The organism is Paludisphaera borealis (genome assembly GCF_001956985.1).
In the GTDB taxonomy this organism is placed as follows: Bacteria; Planctomycetota; Planctomycetia; order Isosphaerales; family Isosphaeraceae; genus Paludisphaera; species Paludisphaera borealis.
The window spans coordinates 45,920-64,660 of sequence record NZ_CP019083.1; the positions used below are offsets into that span (position 1 = coordinate 45,920).

The window sequence follows — 18,741 nt, forward strand, 5'->3', positions numbered from 1 at the left end:
AATTTTCACAACACGCGCATACAAGATCTTTCTAGGTTATGGACGCTCAAAGTGTACCAGCCTGAGAGCGATTTCATCGACTGTTTTCCCTGGTCCGAGCCGGTGCGACGGCCTCACGGACGTTGGACGAGCAACGGAAAACTGGCCGGAATGGGACCGTCGTGGTAATCTACCCCTTGCCGCGCGAGAAGCCGAGTCGCGTCGCGGCGAGTCCGTCGGCGGGGCGATTCGAATGCAGGAACAGGCATGACTGCGATCCTGGGACTTTCCGCGTTCTACCATGACAGCGCGGCCGCCTTGGTGGTCGACGGCCGGATCACGGCCGCCGCGCAGGAAGAACGGTTCACCCGCGTCAAGCACGACGCGGCGTTTCCCGCCGAGGCGGTCGCCTACTGTCTGCGCGAAGCGAATCTCTCGCCGGCCGACGTCGATTACGTCGCTTTCTACGACAAGCCGCTGACGAAGTTCGAACGTCTGCTCGAAACCTACCTGGCCTACGCCCCTGTGGGTTTCAAGAGCTTTCGACTGGCGATCCCCCTGTGGCTCAAGGACAAGCTGCACATGCGGCGGACGATCCGCCGCGCTCTGGGCCCCGCGAGCCGGGCCCGGCTGGTGTTCACCGACCACCACGAGAGCCACGCGGCCAGCGCCTTCTTCCCCAGTCCGTTCGACCGGGCGGCGATTCTGACGCTCGACGGCGTCGGCGAATGGAGCACGGCGACGTTCGGAATCGGCGAAGGCGCGCGGATCCGATTGATCGATCACATCGCGTTCCCGCACTCGCTCGGGCTGCTGTACTCGGCCTTCACCTACTATTGCGGCTTCAAGGTCAACAGCGGCGAGTATAAGCTGATGGGGCTGGCCCCGTACGGCCGGCCGATCTACAAGGACCTGATTCTTGAGCGGTTGATCGATCTCCGGCCCGACGGCAGCTTCTGGCTCGACATGCGGTACTTCCAGTACTGCCAGGGGCTGACCATGACCAACAGTCGTTTTCACGACCTGTTCGGCGGTCCCCCGCGATCTCCCGAATCGGCGCTCGAGCCGCGGCACATGGACTTGGCGGCCAGCATCCAGTGGGTGACGGAAGAGGCCGTGCTCCGGATCGGCCGCGAGGTGCAACGGCGGACCGACGCGAAGAACCTCGTTCTGGCCGGCGGCGTGGCCCTCAACTGCGTGGCCAACGGCCGGCTGCTCCGCGAGGGTGGTTTTGACGACCTCTGGATTCAGCCCGCGGCCGGCGACGCCGGCGGGGCGCTGGGCGCGGCCCTCTTCGTGTGGCACCAGCTCCTCGAAAAGCCTCGAAACCCCGACGGCCGCGACGCCCAGCGGGGGAGCTTCCTCGGGCCGAGTTACGGCGGCGACGAGATCGCCCGGTTCCTGGCGGGCAAGGGAGTCGAGGCCCGGCGTTGCGAGTCGGAATCCGAGCTGGCCGAGCACGTCGCGGGCCTCCTGGCCGACGGCAAGATCATCGGTTGGTTCCAGGGCCGGATGGAGTTCGGCCCCCGGTCGTTGGGCGGCCGGAGCATCCTCGGCGATCCCCGGTCGTCGGCCATGCAGGCGACTATGAATCTCAAAATCAAGTTTCGCGAGAGCTTCCGACCGTTCGCCCCGGCCGTCTTGCAGGAACGGGTGGCCGACTGGTTCGAGTTCGATCCCGATCACGAGAGCCCCTACATGCTGCTGGTGGCCCCGGTCCGCGAGGATCGGCGGACGCCCATCGACGCCGAGTCGTTGAGCACCATGCAAGAAGACCCCGACCTTCGCAGACGCGTGAACATTGTACGATCGGAAATCCCCGCGGTGACTCACGTCGACTACAGCGCCCGGCTGCAAACCGTCGACGCGGAGCGCAACCCGCGGTTCCACCGGTTGATCGAGGCTTTCGACCGGCTGACCGGCTGTCCCGTCCTGGTGAACACGAGTTTCAACGTCCGGGGCGAGCCGATCGTTTGCACCCCGGACGACGCCTACCGCTGCTTCCTGGCCACCGATATGGACGTCTTGGTTCTTGAGGACTTCGTGATCGTCAAGGACGAGGCCGCGCGGAAGGCTGGGGAAGTCGTCCGGGAACGCTATCTGTCGCAGTTCCAGCTCGATTGACGGTTGAGGTTCGACTTCATGCAATGGTCCGACATCCAGTTCGCCCCGACGGCCAAGACCCTGCGGCAGTTCGCCGGGCTCTGGCTCATCTTCTTTGGCGGTCTCGGGCTCTGGGAAGCCCTGGGGCGCGGTCATTCCAACCTGGGAGCGGGGCTGGGCGCCGTTGCGGTCGTGGGCGGTCTGCTGGGCCTCCTTCGTCCTGACTTCCTGCGGCCGATCTACGTCGCCTGGATGGTGCTCGCGTTCCCGATCGGCTGGACGGTCTCGCTGGTGATGCTCGCGATCATGTATTACGGCCTGTTCACGCCGATCGGCCTGGTCTTCCGGCTGATCGGCCGCGACGCACTCCAGCGGACGCGTCGGCCCGGGATCGAATCCTACTGGGTGCCCAAGCCGACCCCGACCGACCCCCGGCGCTACTTCAAGCAGTTCTGATCGGAAGACGAGCGTCATCGGATCTTCCTCGACTTCGACCCTCATCGAGCGACCAGCCATGAGCGACACCCCCTCGCCGAATCGCACCGAGTTCGAGAAAGCCGCCGCCGAGCAAGAGGGCGAAAGCCTGATCGCCGAGTTCTGGGCTTTCCTCAAGCAGAACAAGAAATGGTGGCTGCTCCCCATCGTGATCGTGATGCTCTTGCTGGGCGTCCTGATCTTCCTGTCGAGCACGGCCGCCGCGCCATTCATCTACACGCTGTTTTGATCGAGGGCGAAAGCCGATGCCGAGCGAACGCGAGAAGATGCTGGCCGGCGCGATGTACGACCCGTTCGACGTCGAGCTGGTCCAGGCTCGCGACCGGGCGCGCGACCTGTGCCAGACGCTCAACGCCACCCGCGAGGCCGACGTCGAGGAGCGGCGGCGGATTCTCCGCGAGCTGTTCGGCGCGGGGGGCGAAAGCGTCTGGATGCAGCCGCCGTTCTACTGCGATTACGGCTCGAACATCCTGCTTGGCGAGCGGGTCTTCTTCAACTTCAACTGCGTGGTCCTCGACGTGGCCCATGTGCGGATCGGCGACTTCACGCTGTTCGGTCCGTCGGTGCAGATTTACACGGCCATGCATCCGATGAACGCCGCCGAGCGCCGGAAGCACGAGTACGCCCGGCCGATCGAGATCGGCTCCGACGTCTGGGTCGGCGGCGCGGCGGTCATCTGTCCGGGGGTGAAGATCGGGTCGCGGTCCGTCATCGGCGCTGGCAGCGTGGTCACGCGAGACGTCCCCGAGGGCGTGTTCGCCGCCGGCAACCCGTGTCGCGTGATCCGCGAGATCACCGAGTGACGGACCGTTCCGCGAACGGCGACTACTGACCCTTGGCCTGGGCCGCGACGGCCGCAGCCTTGCGGGCGGCTTCCTCGGGGTCGCCGAGGTAGTAGTGCTTGATCGGCTTGAGGTTGGAATCCAGCTCGTAGACCAGCGGGACGCCGGTGGGGATGTTCAGCCCGACGATGTCGTCGTCGGAGATGCCGTCGAGGTACTTCACCAGGGCGCGCAGGCTGTTACCGTGAGCCGCGATCAGCACCTTCTTGCCCGCCTTCACGGCCGGCGCGATGGTCTGCTCCCAGTAAGGAAGGAACCGCGCGACGGTGTCCTTGAGGCACTCGGTCTTGGGCAGTTCGTCCTTGCTCAGGGCCGCGTAGCGGGGATCGGCGCCGGGGTAGCGGGGGTCGGACTCGTCAAGCGGGGGAGGGGGGACGTCGTAGCTCCGCCGCCAGACCAAGACCTGTTCATCGCCGTACTTGGCCGCGGTCTGGGCTTTGTTCAGCCCCTGGAGCGCCCCGTAGTGCCGCTCGTTGAGCCGCCACGAGCGGTCGACGGGAATCCAGAGAAGGTCCAGCTCGTCGAGGGCCAGCCAGGCGGTCCGGATCGCCCGCTTGAGGACCGAGGTGTACGCGACGTCGAAGGTGAACCCCTCGGCCTTGAGCAGTTCGCCGGCCCGCTTGGCCTCGACCTTGCCTTGTTCCGACAGATCAACGTCATACCAGCCGGTGAACAGATTTTCTTTGTTCCAGATGCTTTCGCCGTGACGCAGCAAAACTAACTTGGTCATCACTTCTCCTAGGAATGGATACGGCGCGGCTCGAACCGCATCCTCGTATTCTCCCCACCGTCCCGATTCGGGTCAACGACGGCCGTCCGCAACCCCCGAGCCGACCCGGAACAGCTCAAACTCCGTCCCCCGCGATTGGCTTCGTTCGCGCCGCAAACCATCCGCCTTCGCCCCCTGTTCGCCTACCGATCCGCCAGCCGCGATTGGGTTCGTTCGCGCCCGCGGAGAATGCTGGACGCGTATCCTAATTCGCTATGTGACAAGGTGTTAGGCGTGGTTTCGAGAGTTGGCTTCGTCCGCGCCGAAAACACCTTGTTTTCCTCCCGCCGAGTTCGTTCCGCCGCCATTCCCGGCCGGAGGAGTCGTCCAGCGGATTGGGTTCGCTCGCCCACTTTTCACCACGTTCGCCGACCCGATGCTCGCTTGTCCCGCCGGCTCAAGTCGTGAGTTCCGCGCCTTTCAAAGTCCGTCAGTCGAGTTGTCAAAGATCCGCCACAGAGAATCGTCCATCATAAGTATGGATCACGCCGCCCGTTTTCGAACGGGATTCCGCCGTCCTCGCCGAAGAATCCCAGAACCCGCCGACGATCTTTGTGTGAGAGAGTCATCATGCGAACAATGTTAGGTTATTAGTCTTGGGCATGATCCTTGGACGGCGACCTACGGGGGCGTCAGCGACATTCTGTCTCCAAACATCCTGCCCCCGGCTTCCGAGCGAACGTCTTGGGTTTGCCGGACGTCGAAGTTTCAGGCTAAGGAAGATCTCGCTCCCCCGCCTCCGCGACGTTACGCTCGCCAGGGTCGTTCGCCCTTCTCGGCGGAGACCATGAACGATGGGTCACGTTGCGCAACCAGGTGGATCATGCAGAGACTCGCGATCGGTCCGCTTTACTACGAGTTCAGCCGTCACTACTCGCCGCGGTTGCGAATCCGTCCGGGCGAGACGATCGTGGTCGCGACCGAAGACGCGCTCTCGGGGCAGATCCGCACGAACGACGACCGCCGCGACAAGGTCGCGATGCCCTACAGCAACCCGCTCACCGGCCCGATCGCCGTCGAGGGGGCCGAGCCCGGCGATTCGCTCGCGGTGACCATTCACGAGATCCGGCCGACGGGCGGACAGGCGGCCACGCGCACCGCGGAACCGAAGCAGCTCTGCGAGTGGCTGGGAACCGACTGTCCGCACGGTGCGCACGTCTGCCCGATCCGCGACGGCCTGATCTACTGGAGCGACACGGTCACGATTCCTTATGCTCCGATGATCGGCTGCATCGGAACCGCGCCCGATTGGGGCTGCCCCACGACTCTTCCGGCGGGGCCTCACGGGGGGAACCTCGACATCCTCGAGACCGCGCCGGGAAACACGGTTTACCTGCCGGTTTTCGTCACGGACGGGTTGCTCTACCTCGGCGATCTCCACGCGGCGATGGGCCACGGAGAGCTTTCGGCGACCGGGCTGGAGATGGCTGGGGAGACGACGCTCACCGTGGACCTGTTGAAGCAATCGCGCCTGGCCTGGCCCCGGATCGAGTCGCCCGAAGAGATCATGGCCGTCGTCAGCGGTCCCCCGATGGAGCGGTCGATCGCCCAGGCGTACGCCCAGCTCATCCTATGGATGGAGAGCAGCTACGGGTGGGACCGCTGGCGGGCTTACGACCTGCTGACCCACGTCGGCCGCATCTCCGTCGGTTACTACGGCCTGGGCACGGTGGCGGCGAAGGTCGAAAAGCGGTATCTGGCGGGGAAATAATTCGCGCCGGCCGTCATCCGCCCAGCTCCGCTTCGGCCGCGAGGATCGGCTCAAGGAGCGTTCGGACCTCGGTCTCTTCGAGGGGCGTGAGCCGTCGTTGCGGCGGGCGCGGTGGACCGAAGTCGCGTCCGCGGAGCTGCATGGCGGTCTTGAGCATGCTGACGTTGTACGAGTCTCCGGCCCGGGCCCGATAATCCTCGATCGGTCGGATCGTTCGCAGGAACTGCATGGCCTTGGCGTAGTCGCCGCCGGCGAGGGCGCGGTGCATGGCGAGGGTCAGTCGCGGGCAGATGTTGCCCGCGCCGGAGGTGTATCCGGTCGCCCCTGCCAGATGAAAAAAGGGCGCGAACCGCTCGGCGGTTCCACAATAGACGCCGAGCTTCCCGCGGTGCGATTCGATGAACCGCGTGACAGCATCCATCTCGTTGACGGCGTATTTCACGCCGACCAGCCTCCCCGCCCGCGACAGTTCGCCGAGCAGCTCATCGCTCGGGAAAGGTCCCTTTTTGTAGGCGAGGAACGGCAGGGGGAGGGCGTCGGTCAAAGCCCGGAAGTAATCACCCATTCCGACGTCGCAGAGGTAAGGGTGCACGGGAGGCATGACGAGGAGAGCGTCGGCGCCCGCGTCAATCGCCCCATTTCCTATTGAGACGGCGTGCGAAACGCTCATCCCGATCGGGGCGATGACGACCGCATCGTCCGGCAGGGCGGAGCGTGTCGCCGAAACGCACGAGAGCACTTCCTCAGCGCTCAGGGAATGAAACTCGCTTGTTGCCGCCCCCGGCAAGAAGACGCGAACGCCCGCGTCGTAGAGCCAACGCGTGAAGGAGCCGAGGACGTCGGGGAGGACCTTGGAGCCGTCGCTCGAAAACGGAGTCAAGGGGACGAGCTGAACGGTGTCGAGTCGTGAAAGGTCGAAGGTCACGGGGCCAGCCTCCGGCGGCAGGATTCAGTCGGTTCTCGTCTTTGTTGATTTCAAGCTTGCCGCCGTGGATCCTCGTCGTCAAGCGGATTGAAATCCAACGATATTAACGGCATGGAACCCGCGTCCGAACTCGGCGGACAGCCAAAGACTTCGATCGGGATGCGACGGCCGATCTGCCAACGGACGGTTCCACTACGCCCATCGCCCTCCCTGTAATCGACACAACCGGCCTACTTGGACTCTCGCGAACATAATCTCCATTATCGGACGCACGTCGGATGGCGACGTTGCCTCGGCTTAATATGCTCGATTGTCATGAGTCCTGACATGTTGAAAACAATAATACGGAGGGCTCGCACCTGGACGGCGGCGGCCTGGGGAAGCCATGACGGTGCAGACTTGCAGGTCGGGTCGGTTGCTTGATAGGTTGTGAGCGTTGGCGCCCCGGCGAGCGGCGGGGCCTCAGCCCCTCCTATCCGGCGCCGTTGACCGCCGCGCGATCGCTCCTGGCGGTCGGGCGAAAGGACGATGCGCGCTGGGCCGCCGTCGCGATGGTCCAGAAATGGCCGGACTTCGATCCCGGCTGGCGGCTGCCCCTCGAACTGACCGGCGACGGGTTCGTTCCGCTTGCCGCAGGAGTGCTCCCTCGCGATCGTTTTGAAGAACGGCCGTTGATCTGGCTGGCGAAGTTTCACCTGGACCGGGGCGACCTTGAGAAGGGGGAACAGCTTGCGAGGCAGGCGATCGCGATCGATCCCTCGGACGGCGAACAGGGACGGTGATCCGACTGGCGGAGAAGGCCGATGAATTCCACCGCGCCGGGATGCTCGGCTGCGGCGTCAAACCAGTAAAGAGCCGGCACATCATACGATGGAGCTCTCGACCGCGTAGCCGTCGACGATCTCGCGCATCCGGACGAGCTTGCCGTCGCGGAAGGTGAAGATCTGCACCCAGTGGATCGAATACGGGGTCCCCGTCGCCCGGATGCGGCCCTGCTCGTGGGCGACGACGACCACGAGGTCGCCCTGGGCGACGACCGAATGGACTTCCGGCGTCTGGGCGTCGAGCATTCCGAAGTTGCGCTGGATGGCGTCCTTCACGTCGAGCCGGCCCCGCCACCGGCCGAGGAACGGCACGGCGGGGGGGCCGGTGATTTCCAGCTCGACGTCCTCATGGAACAGCTCGACCGCCGCGTCGAGGTCGCCGCGCGAAAGCGCCTGGTACTGATCGCGGAGGATGCCCACGTTGCGCGCCTCGGCGAACTTGCCGTCCACCCCGGCGTCGCCATCGCGGAAGGCTGTATCGATCCCGTCGATGAATTTTTGAAAGACCATGACGAGGGCTCCCGGGGTCCGCGTGATCAGGGTTTAAGGTTTCAACGGGCGTCGACGTGCGATTCATCAGTCCGAGGCTTCCACTCCTCGTCGAAGAACCCCGCCTGGACGATCCGGCCGGGCGCGCGCGAGGTCGGCGGCGAATCGACGTCGACGATCGCGAAGTCCGGCAGCTTGGGGACCTGCCGAGCGTTGTTGAGGTAGTCGTACTCGCGGAACGTGAAGCCGCTGTTGAGGACGACGTAACGCTTAGGATTCAGGGGGTTCGGATAGATCAGGACGGGGACGTGACGGCCGGCGTCGTGGGTCTCGGCGCCGAGCTTCACGCCGTCCTTAGTCCACTGGACCGGCAGCTTGTCGGCGATCTTGGCGAGGTAGGCGTTGCTGCTCGGGTCGCCCCAGAGGATGAGGTTGTGATCGGCGACGTCGGCGTCGGTCACGTCCTTGTCGTCCTTGACGCGGGCGTCGCCACGGAACTGACGCCGCCAGTGGTCGACGGCGTGGCCCATCTCGGTGGCGGCCCAGTCGCCGATCTTCGCGTTGAGCGCCGGACCGGTCGGCCGGACCATCAAGAAGCTGTCCATGAACGCGTCGTCGATCGGCCCTTGCAGGCCGTGGCGCTTCACGAGCCGGCCGTCGTCGGCCGCAGCGCGCCATGTGCCGTCGACTTTCTGGAATCGGGCCGTCCACGAGCGGTCGGAGAGCGGCCTGGGCGCCTCGATTTGCTGGCCGTCGATTTCGACCTTGGGATGCTTGCGGACGTCGAGCGGGCAGAGGCCGGCGGGGATCTCGAGCGTCAGGCCGGTGACGTTCGACGTCTCGATCTTGGGCCCAGCGCCCTGGTTGCCGAGCAAGTCGGCCTCGACGCGGGCGCGTTCCCAGTGCTTGGCGAGGCCGTCGACCTGGACCCAGAACGAGCGGTTGTAACGGAGAGTGAAGGTGGTGAAGACCACGCGGGCGGGAACGGGGTCGCGGCCGGCGTCGACGATCGAGTCGATGCGGCGGTTGATCTCGATTTTGGCGTCACGCGTGTAGTGATGGCCCGCGCCGGCTCCGATCACATGGACCATGTCGATCCCCTCGTCGGCGAGCGCCTTGGCCATCAGGTCGGCGGCCTGCTTTTGACTGTCCTTCTCGCCGCTGTAGGCGACGGTCGGGCAGTTGAACAGGTTGGCGGCGTAGCCGGTGCAGTCGTACATCCGCCAGAGCGACTTCTCATACCACGACGGCTGAAGCGTCTCGTTCTGGAAGACCTTCAGGAAGTCGGGCGTTTCCGAGAACCCCGCGCCGGGGGCCGCGGCGGCCCAGACGCTCGGGTAGTGGACGGCGAACTGCCAGCACGCTGCGCCTCCCATCGAAAACCCGCGCATCACCAGGCGGTTTTCATCGATCGAAAAGCGTTTCCGCACATCGTCGAGCGCCTCGAAGAGATCGATCTCGCCGGCGAACTTGTTGGCGTTGCAATAGCGGCCGTAGGGATGGAGCACGAAGGCTCCGTCGGGCGTGAACTCGCCCGGCGCCGTCTCTCGGTCCATCAAGAAGTTGACCTCGCTGAGCGTCTCGCCCCGGCCGTGACACCAGACGTCGAGCCGGTGGCGGTTTGCCCCCGACGAATGCGACCACGGTATGACCAACCCGTAGGGCTGCACCGAGCCGTCAATCTTCGATATGTAGCCGAGAGCCACCGGGCCGTGACCTGCTTGCCACATGCCTGGAGTTGGACCAGTGTGCAACCCCTGACTTGGGAGAAGGGCGTCCGCTCGGTCCATGCCCCGCTTGAGGAGGGCTTTCGCCTTGGCGACGTCCTTGGCGTCGAAGAACTCGCCGTGGGCCAGGGCCGAGGCGACGGCCGAGTGAAAAATCTGGACGTCGGGCAGTAGCGCAAGAATCCGAGGCTCGTTCTTTTGGGCGGACCGCACCTCGTCGATGGCGTGTCCCAGTTTGTCGAGTTCAGCCTGGAGGGCGTTACGGTCGGCGTCGGCGAGCGCGATCCCCTTGGGAGGGATCGGCCGGACCTTGTCGGCCGCGTTGTCGGCGACGCCGTCGGCCCGGACGAGGGAAACCACGGCAAGCAGGATCATGGGGGAAATCAGGCGGAGTGACGTCAAGGGGTGGGTCCTTCTTGATCGAACTAGGAACGAGGCGTGATCTTCAGGCCGGTGATGGTGAGGTCGAGCGGTTTGCCTTTCGACTCCGGACCGAACGTGACGACGACCTCCTTGATCTGCGACAGCCCGGGCGTCGCCGGCAGGACGATCTGGACTTCGCCGTCGCCTTCGCTCGCGGCAAGGGTCGTGTAAATCTCGGTGGGGATCAGGCCCGCGCGGGGCGGCTCGCTCGGCATGGGCTTGAGCGCGACGACCACGGGGATCGACTTCGCCCCGCCGCGGTAGCGAAGGGCGAGAGTTCCTCCCGACAGGTTCACCCCCTTAGGCTCGGTCGCGACGAATGCGATTCCCAGGTTCGCCATGCTCGGGCTGGCGACGTGGAAGCCCGACTCGTCGCGCCGGGTCTGGACCGGGTTCGGCTTGTCGTCCCAGGCGAAGACCGTCGCGCGGTCGGAGAACATGTCGACCTCGAAACCAGGCTGGAAGACGGCTTCGAGCTGCGCGCCAATAGCTTTGGAATCTAGATACGTCTTCATGTGATCCGACGCGGTCCCGAGCAGGCCGAGGATCAGCGAAAACGTATGGGCCGACGTCTGGAACAAGATGACTTCTTGCCGGGTCGTGTTGAAGCCTTCCCAGGGACCGTGGTCGGTGAGCAGGCGGGAGATCGCCGGCCAGTTCGCCGCGAGAAAGTCTTCAACCTTGGTGGGCGCGACTGAGTAGGCCGCGCCTAGGGTGTAGAGCGAGGGGGCGTCGGTGATCCGGGGGTTGGGCGAGACGGTGACGTCGGGGACGCCGATGCTCCCCGTGTACTGATCGCCCTGGCCGCTGTATGACTCGGATAGAAAGCCGGGCAACTTGTAGCGTGTCGAGTAGTCGATCTCGACGTCGACGAAGTCTTCCAGCAGCTTCCGCCAGCTCGGGCGGCTCATCTCGGTCAGCGCGAGTTCGAAGCCCAGGGCCTGGAAGGCCGAACCTTCCCACGGGGCCAGGACGTGCAGCACGCGGCCGTCGCTCGTCTTGTACGGCTTGATCTTGAACCCCAGGTTCTTGACGGCGTCGATCGGCAGGCCGAATCGGAGGGCGACGAATGTGGCCGGGCCGCGAAACTCGTTGACGAGGTAGTCGACGTGCCCCGTCACCCACTTGCCTTGAAGGTCGGTCCAGCCGAAGAGGCGGCCCTTGGTGGCGTCGCGGCCGAAGTAGAACTGGCCGGCGGCTGGGTCGTACAGCTTGGCGTAGCCGTCGCGCTGGGCGTCGAGGAAGCACTCCAGCTTCCGCCGCAGCTCGACCGCTTCGGGGTTGTCCTTGACCGCCGGCCGAAGCAACGCGCCGATCGACCGGGCGACGGACGACGAGAGGTTGGCGTTGTCGACGAAGACCACCATCACGACCCGCTGGTCGAGGAGGTCCATGATCTTCTGCTTCGAGTCGTTGTCTCGGTACGGAGTCAGCTCGCCGTCGAAGTGGTCCCAGCCGAACTTGGTCGACCGTTGCACGGCGGCCTCGCCGTCGTCGCCGTGCCGGGGGACGATCCAGCCTTTCGCCGCGAGTGCCTTCCAGAGCGCATCGCCCTTCTCGGCTCCGAACGTGGCGACGACCTTCGCCTTCTCGACGTCGGACGTCAGCGGGCCGAGCCGTTTGCCGGTGGCGAGGTCGAGGAAGTTGCCGAGCAGACCGTCGCTGCTCAGCCGCGGGTCGACCTGATCCTGGAGCAGGCTTTTCGTCTGATGAGACAACCTTGTGAGGGCCTCCTCACGCGAGAGGTACGGGTTGTCGCACACGCCGGCCGCGATGTTCGCGAGGATCTCCATCCCCTGCCCGATCGCCGTCAACTGCGTGAACGAGCGGAGGTAGATCCCCCGGGCCGGCTCCTGGTTCCAGCCTTCGAACGGATAACCCGACTCCGAGTCCATGATCCGGTTCTCGGGACCGAGGTAGTTCATCGCGTTGGCCAGGAGGGCCGAGGCGTGCTTGTGATCGGCGGGGATCGTCGGGAACCGGAACCCGGCCTCCTCGACCGGCGACGGTTCCCCTCCGGCTGCGGTGAATGTCGAGAGCACGGCGAGCGAAATCCCTCCCAGAACGAGCCGCGCGCGGCGGCCGGCGGCTCTCATCCAGCTCGGATCGTTTCTCATGATCGCGTCCTCGCCTCAGAGGGGGTCGTGTCGCGGGCCTCTCCGGCCGCGGGGTCGCCGAGAAACGGACTTCGGGCCAAGTCGCGCACCACCTGGACCGCGCCCAGGTCGGCCGGGGCATCGGGCTCGGACGGGTCGACGATCGCGCCGGACGACAGCCGCAGGCCGAGCACTCCTTCGAGGGCTTGACGAAGCATCCAGCCCGCTGCGCCGGTGTACCCGTTCCAGATCATACGCCCCGGGTCGAACGTCGTCACCATGGCGGCCGCCTGCTGGTTGGGTTGACCGCCGAAGACTTCGATCTCGCCCGTCGTCGCATGCGAGAGGGACGCGATCTTGCGCCACAGGCGGTATGCGGTCTCGACGTACGCGCTCGCCTGCTCGGCGTCGCCCTGACGCCGGCGCTGCTCGGCCAGAATCCGGGCGGCGCCGACCAGCCATTGCACGCCGTGGCAGTACATGCCGTTCTCGCGCACTCCTTCAGGATACCAACTGCTGCGGCCGAGGTACGGCTTGGTGTCCTCGCGAAGCGGCGGCCAGCCGAGCAAGATCGTGTTCTCCCGCTCCAAAATCTTGAGCGCCGTCTCGAAGACGATCCGGCCGCGATCGGGATTCACGCCCGACATCACGGCCCAGGCGGCAGTCAACGCATCGATCTCCCAGACGCCGCTCCCCTTGACGCCGATCTCGGTTCCGTCGTCGTGGATCGCGCAGAGGTAGCGGTCGCCGCGCCACGTCCGCTCGATCGCCTCGTTGAGCGCCCGCCGCCGCCCTTCGTAATAGTCGCGCCGGGCGGCTCTCTCCTTTTTCTCGACCACGGCCGTGATGCGGCCGAGGATGTAGGAGAGGAAGAAGCCGAGCCAGACGCTTTCGCCTCGCCCTTCGCTGCCGATCTCGTCGAGGCCGTCGTTCCAGTCGCCGGTGCCGATCAGCGGGAGCTGATGCGCGCCCATGCGACGGTCGAGAACCAGGTCGATCGCCCTGAGGCAATGTCGATAGACCGTATCGTCGCGGGTCGACCGGATCGGGTCGAAGCCCATGCCCTGCTTGCCGGCGGGCAACGGCTCGAACGGCTGCTCCGACTCCAGGTAGTACGTCCGCTCGTCCAGGATCGATTCATCGCCCGTCGTCCCGAGATACTCGACGACGGCCCAGCACAGCCACAACAGGTTATCGGATGCGTGGCTCCGGCCGACGAATCCCGTGCGGCCGTCCTGGAGCCGGTGGAACCAGTGGACGACGTCCCCTTCGAGGAACTGCTGCGACGCGTGCAGCAAAATCTGCCGGCGCGCGATCGCGGGGTCGACCCAGATCAGGTTGACTGAATCCTGAAGCTGATCGCGGAAGCCGTACGCGCCGCTCGCCTGATAGAAGCCCCGACGCGCCCAGATCCGCACCGCGAGCGCCTGGTATTTCAGCCAGTCGAGGTAGCCGTCGAACTCGGGGGCGGCGGTCTCGACCTGGACCGTCGACGACAGGCCGAGCCACCAGCGCCGGGTTTCGGCGAGCGCGTCTTCGGCGTCCTTCACGTCTTGATACTTGCGCACGACGGCTTCCGCCGCGCGGCGGTCGTCGGCCTGTCCCAGAATCACCACGACGGTCCGATCGGACTGCGCGGGGATTTCGAGGCTGGTTACGAAAGCGGCGACCGGTCGATCGTCGAGGGGCTCCCGCGCGTCGGCCTCGGCGTGCTCGACGAAGTGGGGACGGCCGATGTTCCTCCCCGCGCCGATGAACCGACCGCGAACCGTCTCGATCCGCTCGGCGTTCTCGGACATCGCGACGAACGCCGGCCCCGTCCGGAACGTGTTGCGCGGGTTCTCGAAGAACACGGCGTTCAGCCGCTCGTCGACGTCGATGCTCAAGCGGCCCGCGTATTCCGGCTGGCCGGCGAGGACCATCTGGAAATACGGCGCGACGCGAAGCCTCCGAGGCGTCCGACCGTGGTTCTTGATCGTCAGCAGGTAAACGCCCGTGGGATTGTCGACCGGCGCGAAGACCGTCAGCTCGGTTTCAAGGTTCCCCCGATTCATCCGAAACACGGCCGTTCCGTCGACGCCGAACTCGGCCTCGTGGCGCGCTTCGGGATCGTTGACGGGGTGATACGTGGGCGAGAACCACGCGCCCGTCTCCGCATCGAACAGGTAGATCGCCTCCGAAGGAACCTCGCGGGTGACGATGTCCGACCAGTCGGGCGTCAAGCGGTTCTGCTGAGCGTTAACGCTCGCCGACGTGTGCAAGCCGCGATTCGTGACCACGACCACGTGCCCCAGTCGGTTCGACATCGTGTGGTCGAAGGGACGAGGGGTCAAGGGCGTGCGCACCAGCAGCTTCGTCCCATCGTCCGAGAACTCGGCGTACGGTTGAGGCGTCCCCGGCGGGATCTCGCCGTGGCCGATGCGGTGGGTTTCCTTGCGGGTTCGATGTTCCGAGACCGCCCGCGCGCCGGGGGTCTCGAGATGTCGCGCGATCAGGTCGACGGCCTCCTTCTTGTCGTCCGCGAGCCCGATCAAGAACCGCGCCTTGGACGACCCGCGAGCGGGGAGCGTCAAGCCCGTGAGCAGGCTGCCGATCGGGTCGAGCGTCGGGTGGGCCGCCGTGTCGCGAGGCTCGGTGAACGCGAGCGTTTGGAGTACGCGGGGCGAGCTCAGGCTCCGGGCCCGGCCGATGAAGTCGATCCGCGACGACAGGAAGCCTTCCGGCTGCAGATCGGCGGCCAGCAGGCCCATCGCCTTCGCGTGCTTGTCCCAGGCGAGCACCGCGCGGAGGCCGCCGACGTACTCGATTTCGGCGAACAGCCGGTTGTACTGCGTGTGGCCGCGATCGGCCTCGGGACGATTGAGAACCCATTCGAGGTAGGGGACGACCTTGACGCTTCTCGGCCTGTCAGAAAGGTTCTCCAGCGTGATCGTCCACAACTCCACCGGATCATTCGCGGCGGGCAAGGCGACCTCGACCACGGCCCGGACGTCGCCCCGCGAACTCGGCCGCGTCAGAGAATCGCCGCGCCGGACCCACGGGGCCGGATCGTCGAAGACTCCGGGCAAGTTCCCGATCAACGGCCAGGCTCGCGAGGGCTCGTCACCTTCCACTTCCGAATCGACGATCACGAAGATCGCCCGACCGGCGGGATCAATCAGATCGTACGAGCGCCGGCTCACGTCCTGATCGCGGGATGGAATCCGGCCGATGACCGCGCCGTCGTTCCGGATCATCAATTCGTAAGTTTGGTTCCGCAGCGCGAGCGCGGCCGGCTCGGGGATCTTGACGAACTTGCCGAGCAGGCGGACCGCCGTACAAACGGCCGCGCAGGCGGCGGCCGCGGCGACGGCGAGAAGCGCTTGTTCGCCGACCGGCAGCGCGAGCGCCCATTCCAGGACGCCCGGCCCGCTCCGACCGCGCAGGGCTTCGGCCGCGCTCCAGGCGTGGTCCCAATCGGCGCCGCGCGGGATGTAGAACGGTAGCAAGAGCGGTCCCCACGTGGTGAACCGCTTGACGGCTTCAGGGATGCTTCGGGCCGTGGCCGCCGGCGCGAGATACCGCGACAGGCGACGTTCGAAGGCGTCGACGCCAAGGAAGCTCAGGTTCACGAGCGTCGCCACCCGGAGGCCCATGTGGTCCATCCAGATCAGGATGCGGACGGCGTCGTAAGCCAGCAGATAGATGAAGACTTGAAGACTCCACGCGCGGAATGCATCGGGGGTCGACGTCGCGTCCTTGAAGACGGCCAGAACCGTCCGGACCGCGCCGTCCTGGTTGTACCACGTCGGCTCCCCCATCGGCCGGAGGAACGAGTTGATGATCGGCGACATCCACAAACCCCACCGCATCACCTGAATCATGTTCTCCGTGAGCTGGATCATTCCGGCTTTGGTGAACATCAGCCGCACGGGGGCGGACTGGCTCTCGAAGCAAGCGGTCATGAACGTTCGGTTAAGGGCGAACAGCCAGGCGGCCGTCGACCAACTGATCGCCCCCGCGAGCGCCTCGGCGAACAGCAGATCGACGCCGCCCGACACGGTCCCCAGGTTCAGGAAGCCCCACTTGCTGACCAGCGGATAAATCCCGAACGCCTCCGGCGGCCTCCCCGCCGACACGTAGCGCTGGAACTTGGCGACCACCACCGCGAGCTGGGCCGAGTCGAGATAGAAGCCGATCGCCGCGCCGATGAGTCCGCCGAGCACCGCGTGGACGGCATAATACCGGACCGCCTGCAACCGTCCGCGATCGCGGATCGTCGCGAAGGCGTCGCGCGTGAGGTCGATTCCCGCATAAGCCGCCGCGCCCACGAGGAATCCGAAGCCCATGCGCGCCGACAGCTCGCGCGCCGGCAAGCCGGCCGTCAGCCCCCAGCTCAGCCCGAGGCCGGCGACGGCGCCCCGGAGGACGAGCGTCGGCTTTCGGTAGCTTCGCGCGACCCGCTCGATGAACGGCGGACTGCCGTCGAACGATTCGAAGATCGCCTTGAGCAACGGGAACGCGAGGCCGCCGAAGATCATCGTGGCCAGCAACGGATGCTCGAGAGCCACGCGGCGGATTGTGGCGTTCTCGTGAAGAGCGCCCAGGGTGTAGAGAATCCCCATGAACGTCCCGCTGTAGATCATCCCCTTCTTGAGGCCCTGCAACGGATGCGCCAGGATCGACTCGCGCGAAGGCGCCAGCCCGCGCACGGCGTCCATCGCCAGCCCCGTGAACAGGTAGGCTTCAGCCCATAATCCGGCCTGGGAGAAGATCGTCGCGAGCAAGGCGACGGGGAGACGCTGGAGAATCGACCACGAGGCCACCGACGGCCCGGCGCCGAGGCCCGCGATCCACGGCGCCGCCACCGCCGCGACGGCGACGGCCAGCATCGTCAGGTGGGCCCGCCACGACCGCCACGGCCCGCCACGGACGACCCAGGAGAGCAGGTTGGACACGGCCGCATTAAAGAGGAAGACGACCAGGACCCGGGCCACGAAGGCCGAGGCCCACGTATTGGCTGTAAGCAGGCCCCCCAGCGACCGCAATAGCCCGTCGGGTTCCAGCAGCGTCAGGCCCCCCAGCACGTAGGGGGCGGAGACGATCAAGACCGCGCCGGCGGCCCCCAGACTTCGGCCCGTCGACGACAGCCGGGAGACGTCGGCGAGGAAGTAGATCAGCAAGGCGACGGCCGCCGCGGTCTGGCTGATCAGTAGCGTCTGCGACCACTGCGCCGGCGCTTGCAAGAGAGTCATCGAACTCGACGAGACCGCGAGCAGGCCGCCGGCGAGGGCGTGTTGGAAGGCCTCTCGGGGCGTCGGAAGTTTTCCCGTGAGTCCGAGTTTCCACCAGCCGCCGACGATCGCGCCGGCGACCGCCAGGCCCAGCACGCTCCAGCCGGCTTCGAGCGCATCGCGAGCCCCCTGCCGATACGTCGCGACGACCAGGAACGCGATGAACGCCCATCCCACGCCGCGAATCAGGTCGCCGCCGAGCCCCCGGGGCGCGGTGGATTGCTCGCCACCGCCCGCTCGTCCCACGACGGCCCCCGCCAGGGCGACGACCGCTCCCACGAACAGGCCGACAATCGCGACGCCCGCCAGCCGCGCCCAGAAGGAGAGGCTCAGCCCGCGCGCGAACGAAAGCTCCTCGAAGCGGGCGTCGATCCGCAATGACCCGGTGGCCGTCGCGCCGGCCAGGGGACGGACGACGAAGACGACCTCGTCGAGTTCGCCGACCGCCCCCCAGTCGAGCAGTCGTTCGACCGTCGTCCAACGAGGTGGAATCTCAAGGCCGATCCGCTGGGCGCCGGTCTTCCCCTTGATCTCGACCCAGACCTCGACCTGGCCGACCCGCGCGGGGTCGTCCGGCCCGATCCCCAGGCTGACAAGCGTCGGACGGCCCGGTTCCGGTTTTTCTCGGAAGGCTTTCGCAAAGAGCCCTACAGTTGAACCCGCCGGTATCGTATACTTGAGCCTCAGCACGTCGCCGCCGACGGCCGGCTCGAAGCTCCGAGCCAACTCCGCCTCCGCGGGACCGACGTTGAACGTACCCTGCTCACCAGCCTCCGTGAGGGATACCGATCCGGTTCTCGCGGCCGCCGCGAAGCAATCGGATACGCATGTGTTTATGATTAAAACCAGTGTCAGCGACTTGGCGACGTCGTGGAATCCGGAACGTAACCTCCCCCTGCGATTCACGAGCATTCCCCGCCTCCCTGCCAGCGCGAACCCGCGGCGGCCCGCATTCAAGGCGATTTTGATGCGACTCTGAGTTTCGAAGCGTACCGCGGGGCCTCGGCCCGGCACAAGCCGCGACGTTCCACGACGCCCTCATGGCGGCGTTTTCGGAGTCCGGCTGTTGCGTTGAGCCGTGCTCC

At 66.0% G+C, this 18,741-nt stretch carries 12 protein-coding genes; 6 read left to right on the top strand and 6 right to left on the bottom strand.

Translation table 11 applies throughout. The features are described 5' to 3' along the window. The first annotated feature begins 246 nt into the window (after positions 1-246). From BSF38_RS29205 to BSF38_RS29220, 4 genes are read left to right on the top strand one after another with little or no spacing between them, the layout of a single operon-like run. Positions 247-2,103 (top strand): carbamoyltransferase family protein, encoded by a 1,857-nt coding sequence (locus BSF38_RS29205; RefSeq protein ID WP_076351682.1) that lies wholly within the window; start codon positions 247-249, stop codon positions 2,101-2,103. Positions 2,104-2,121: 18 nt separating this feature from the next. Next, positions 2,122-2,538, top strand: a complete 417-nt coding sequence (locus BSF38_RS29210; RefSeq protein WP_145952405.1) for an SxtJ family membrane protein — start codon at positions 2,122-2,124, stop codon at positions 2,536-2,538. 58 nt (positions 2,539-2,596) lie between these two features. After that, positions 2,597-2,806, top strand: a complete 210-nt coding sequence (locus BSF38_RS29215) for a DUF5989 family protein (RefSeq protein ID WP_076351686.1) — start codon at positions 2,597-2,599, stop codon at positions 2,804-2,806. A 16-nt stretch (positions 2,807-2,822) separates the two neighbouring features. Next, positions 2,823-3,380, top strand: a complete 558-nt coding sequence (locus tag BSF38_RS29220; RefSeq protein ID WP_076351688.1) for a sugar O-acetyltransferase — start codon at positions 2,823-2,825, stop codon at positions 3,378-3,380. Positions 3,381-3,402: 22 nt separating this feature from the next. On the opposite strand, the gene gpmA is transcribed toward BSF38_RS29220, so the two are convergent. Next, the gene (gpmA, locus tag BSF38_RS29225) at positions 3,403-4,149 is read right to left on the bottom strand and encodes a 2,3-diphosphoglycerate-dependent phosphoglycerate mutase (protein ID WP_076351690.1); all 747 of its coding nucleotides are present in this window, start codon (positions 4,147-4,149) and stop codon (positions 3,403-3,405) included. Positions 4,150-5,011: 862 nt separating this feature from the next. Here gpmA and BSF38_RS29230 point away from each other — a divergent pair. Then, entirely contained in the window at positions 5,012-5,899 is an 888-nt protein-coding gene (locus BSF38_RS29230; RefSeq protein ID WP_076351692.1) for an acetamidase/formamidase family protein, read from the top strand. Positions 5,900-5,912: 13 nt separating this feature from the next. Here BSF38_RS29230 and BSF38_RS29235 read toward each other — a convergent pair whose 3' ends face one another. Next, the gene (locus BSF38_RS29235) at positions 5,913-6,824 is read right to left on the bottom strand and encodes a dihydrodipicolinate synthase family protein (RefSeq protein WP_076351694.1); all 912 of its coding nucleotides are present in this window, start codon (positions 6,822-6,824) and stop codon (positions 5,913-5,915) included. 419 nt (positions 6,825-7,243) lie between these two features. On the opposite strand from BSF38_RS29235, the gene BSF38_RS29240 reads away from it, so the two are divergent. Beyond that, entirely contained in the window at positions 7,244-7,606 is a 363-nt protein-coding gene (locus BSF38_RS29240) for a hypothetical protein (protein WP_145952406.1), read from the top strand. A gap of 81 nt (positions 7,607-7,687) precedes the next feature. Here the strand turns inward: BSF38_RS29240 and BSF38_RS29245 are convergent, their stop codons facing one another. From BSF38_RS29245 to BSF38_RS29260, 4 genes are read right to left on the bottom strand one after another with little or no spacing between them, the layout of a single operon-like run. Beyond that, a complete protein-coding gene (locus BSF38_RS29245; RefSeq protein WP_076351698.1) occupies positions 7,688-8,158 on the bottom strand; it encodes a nuclear transport factor 2 family protein in 471 nt (156 codons plus the stop codon). A gap of 41 nt (positions 8,159-8,199) precedes the next feature. Continuing rightward, positions 8,200-10,266, bottom strand: a complete 2,067-nt coding sequence (locus tag BSF38_RS29250; RefSeq protein ID WP_338044273.1) for a prolyl oligopeptidase family serine peptidase — start codon at positions 10,264-10,266, stop codon at positions 8,200-8,202. 23 nt (positions 10,267-10,289) lie between these two features. Further along, positions 10,290-12,404, bottom strand: coding sequence for a hypothetical protein (locus BSF38_RS29255; RefSeq protein WP_145952407.1), 2,115 nt, complete (start codon positions 12,402-12,404; stop codon positions 10,290-10,292). Then, positions 12,401-18,382, bottom strand: coding sequence for a GH36-type glycosyl hydrolase domain-containing protein (locus tag BSF38_RS29260; RefSeq protein WP_076351704.1), 5,982 nt, complete (start codon positions 18,380-18,382; stop codon positions 12,401-12,403). The genes BSF38_RS29255 and BSF38_RS29260 overlap by 4 nt, the downstream gene beginning before the upstream one ends. Positions 18,383-18,741: the final 359 nt, after the last annotated feature.

What these genes read in the sequence shown, in the direction of transcription:
- BSF38_RS29210 (WP_145952405.1), top strand. Translation starts at nt 2,122, where the DNA reads ATGCAATGGTCCGACATCCAGTTCGCCCCGACGGCCAAGACCCTGCGG.
- BSF38_RS29215 (WP_076351686.1), top strand. Translation starts at nt 2,597, where the DNA reads ATGAGCGACACCCCCTCGCCGAATCGCACCGAGTTCGAGAAAGCCGCC.
- BSF38_RS29245 (WP_076351698.1), bottom strand. Translation starts at nt 8,158, where the DNA reads ATGGTCTTTCAAAAATTCATCGACGGGATCGATACAGCCTTCCGCGAT.
- BSF38_RS29230 (WP_076351692.1), top strand. Translation starts at nt 5,012, where the DNA reads ATGCAGAGACTCGCGATCGGTCCGCTTTACTACGAGTTCAGCCGTCAC.
- BSF38_RS29220 (WP_076351688.1), top strand. Translation starts at nt 2,823, where the DNA reads ATGCCGAGCGAACGCGAGAAGATGCTGGCCGGCGCGATGTACGACCCG.
- BSF38_RS29255 (WP_145952407.1), bottom strand. Translation starts at nt 12,404, where the DNA reads ATGAGAAACGATCCGAGCTGGATGAGAGCCGCCGGCCGCCGCGCGCGG.
- gpmA (WP_076351690.1), bottom strand. Translation starts at nt 4,149, where the DNA reads ATGACCAAGTTAGTTTTGCTGCGTCACGGCGAAAGCATCTGGAACAAA.
- BSF38_RS29205 (WP_076351682.1), top strand. Translation starts at nt 247, where the DNA reads ATGACTGCGATCCTGGGACTTTCCGCGTTCTACCATGACAGCGCGGCC.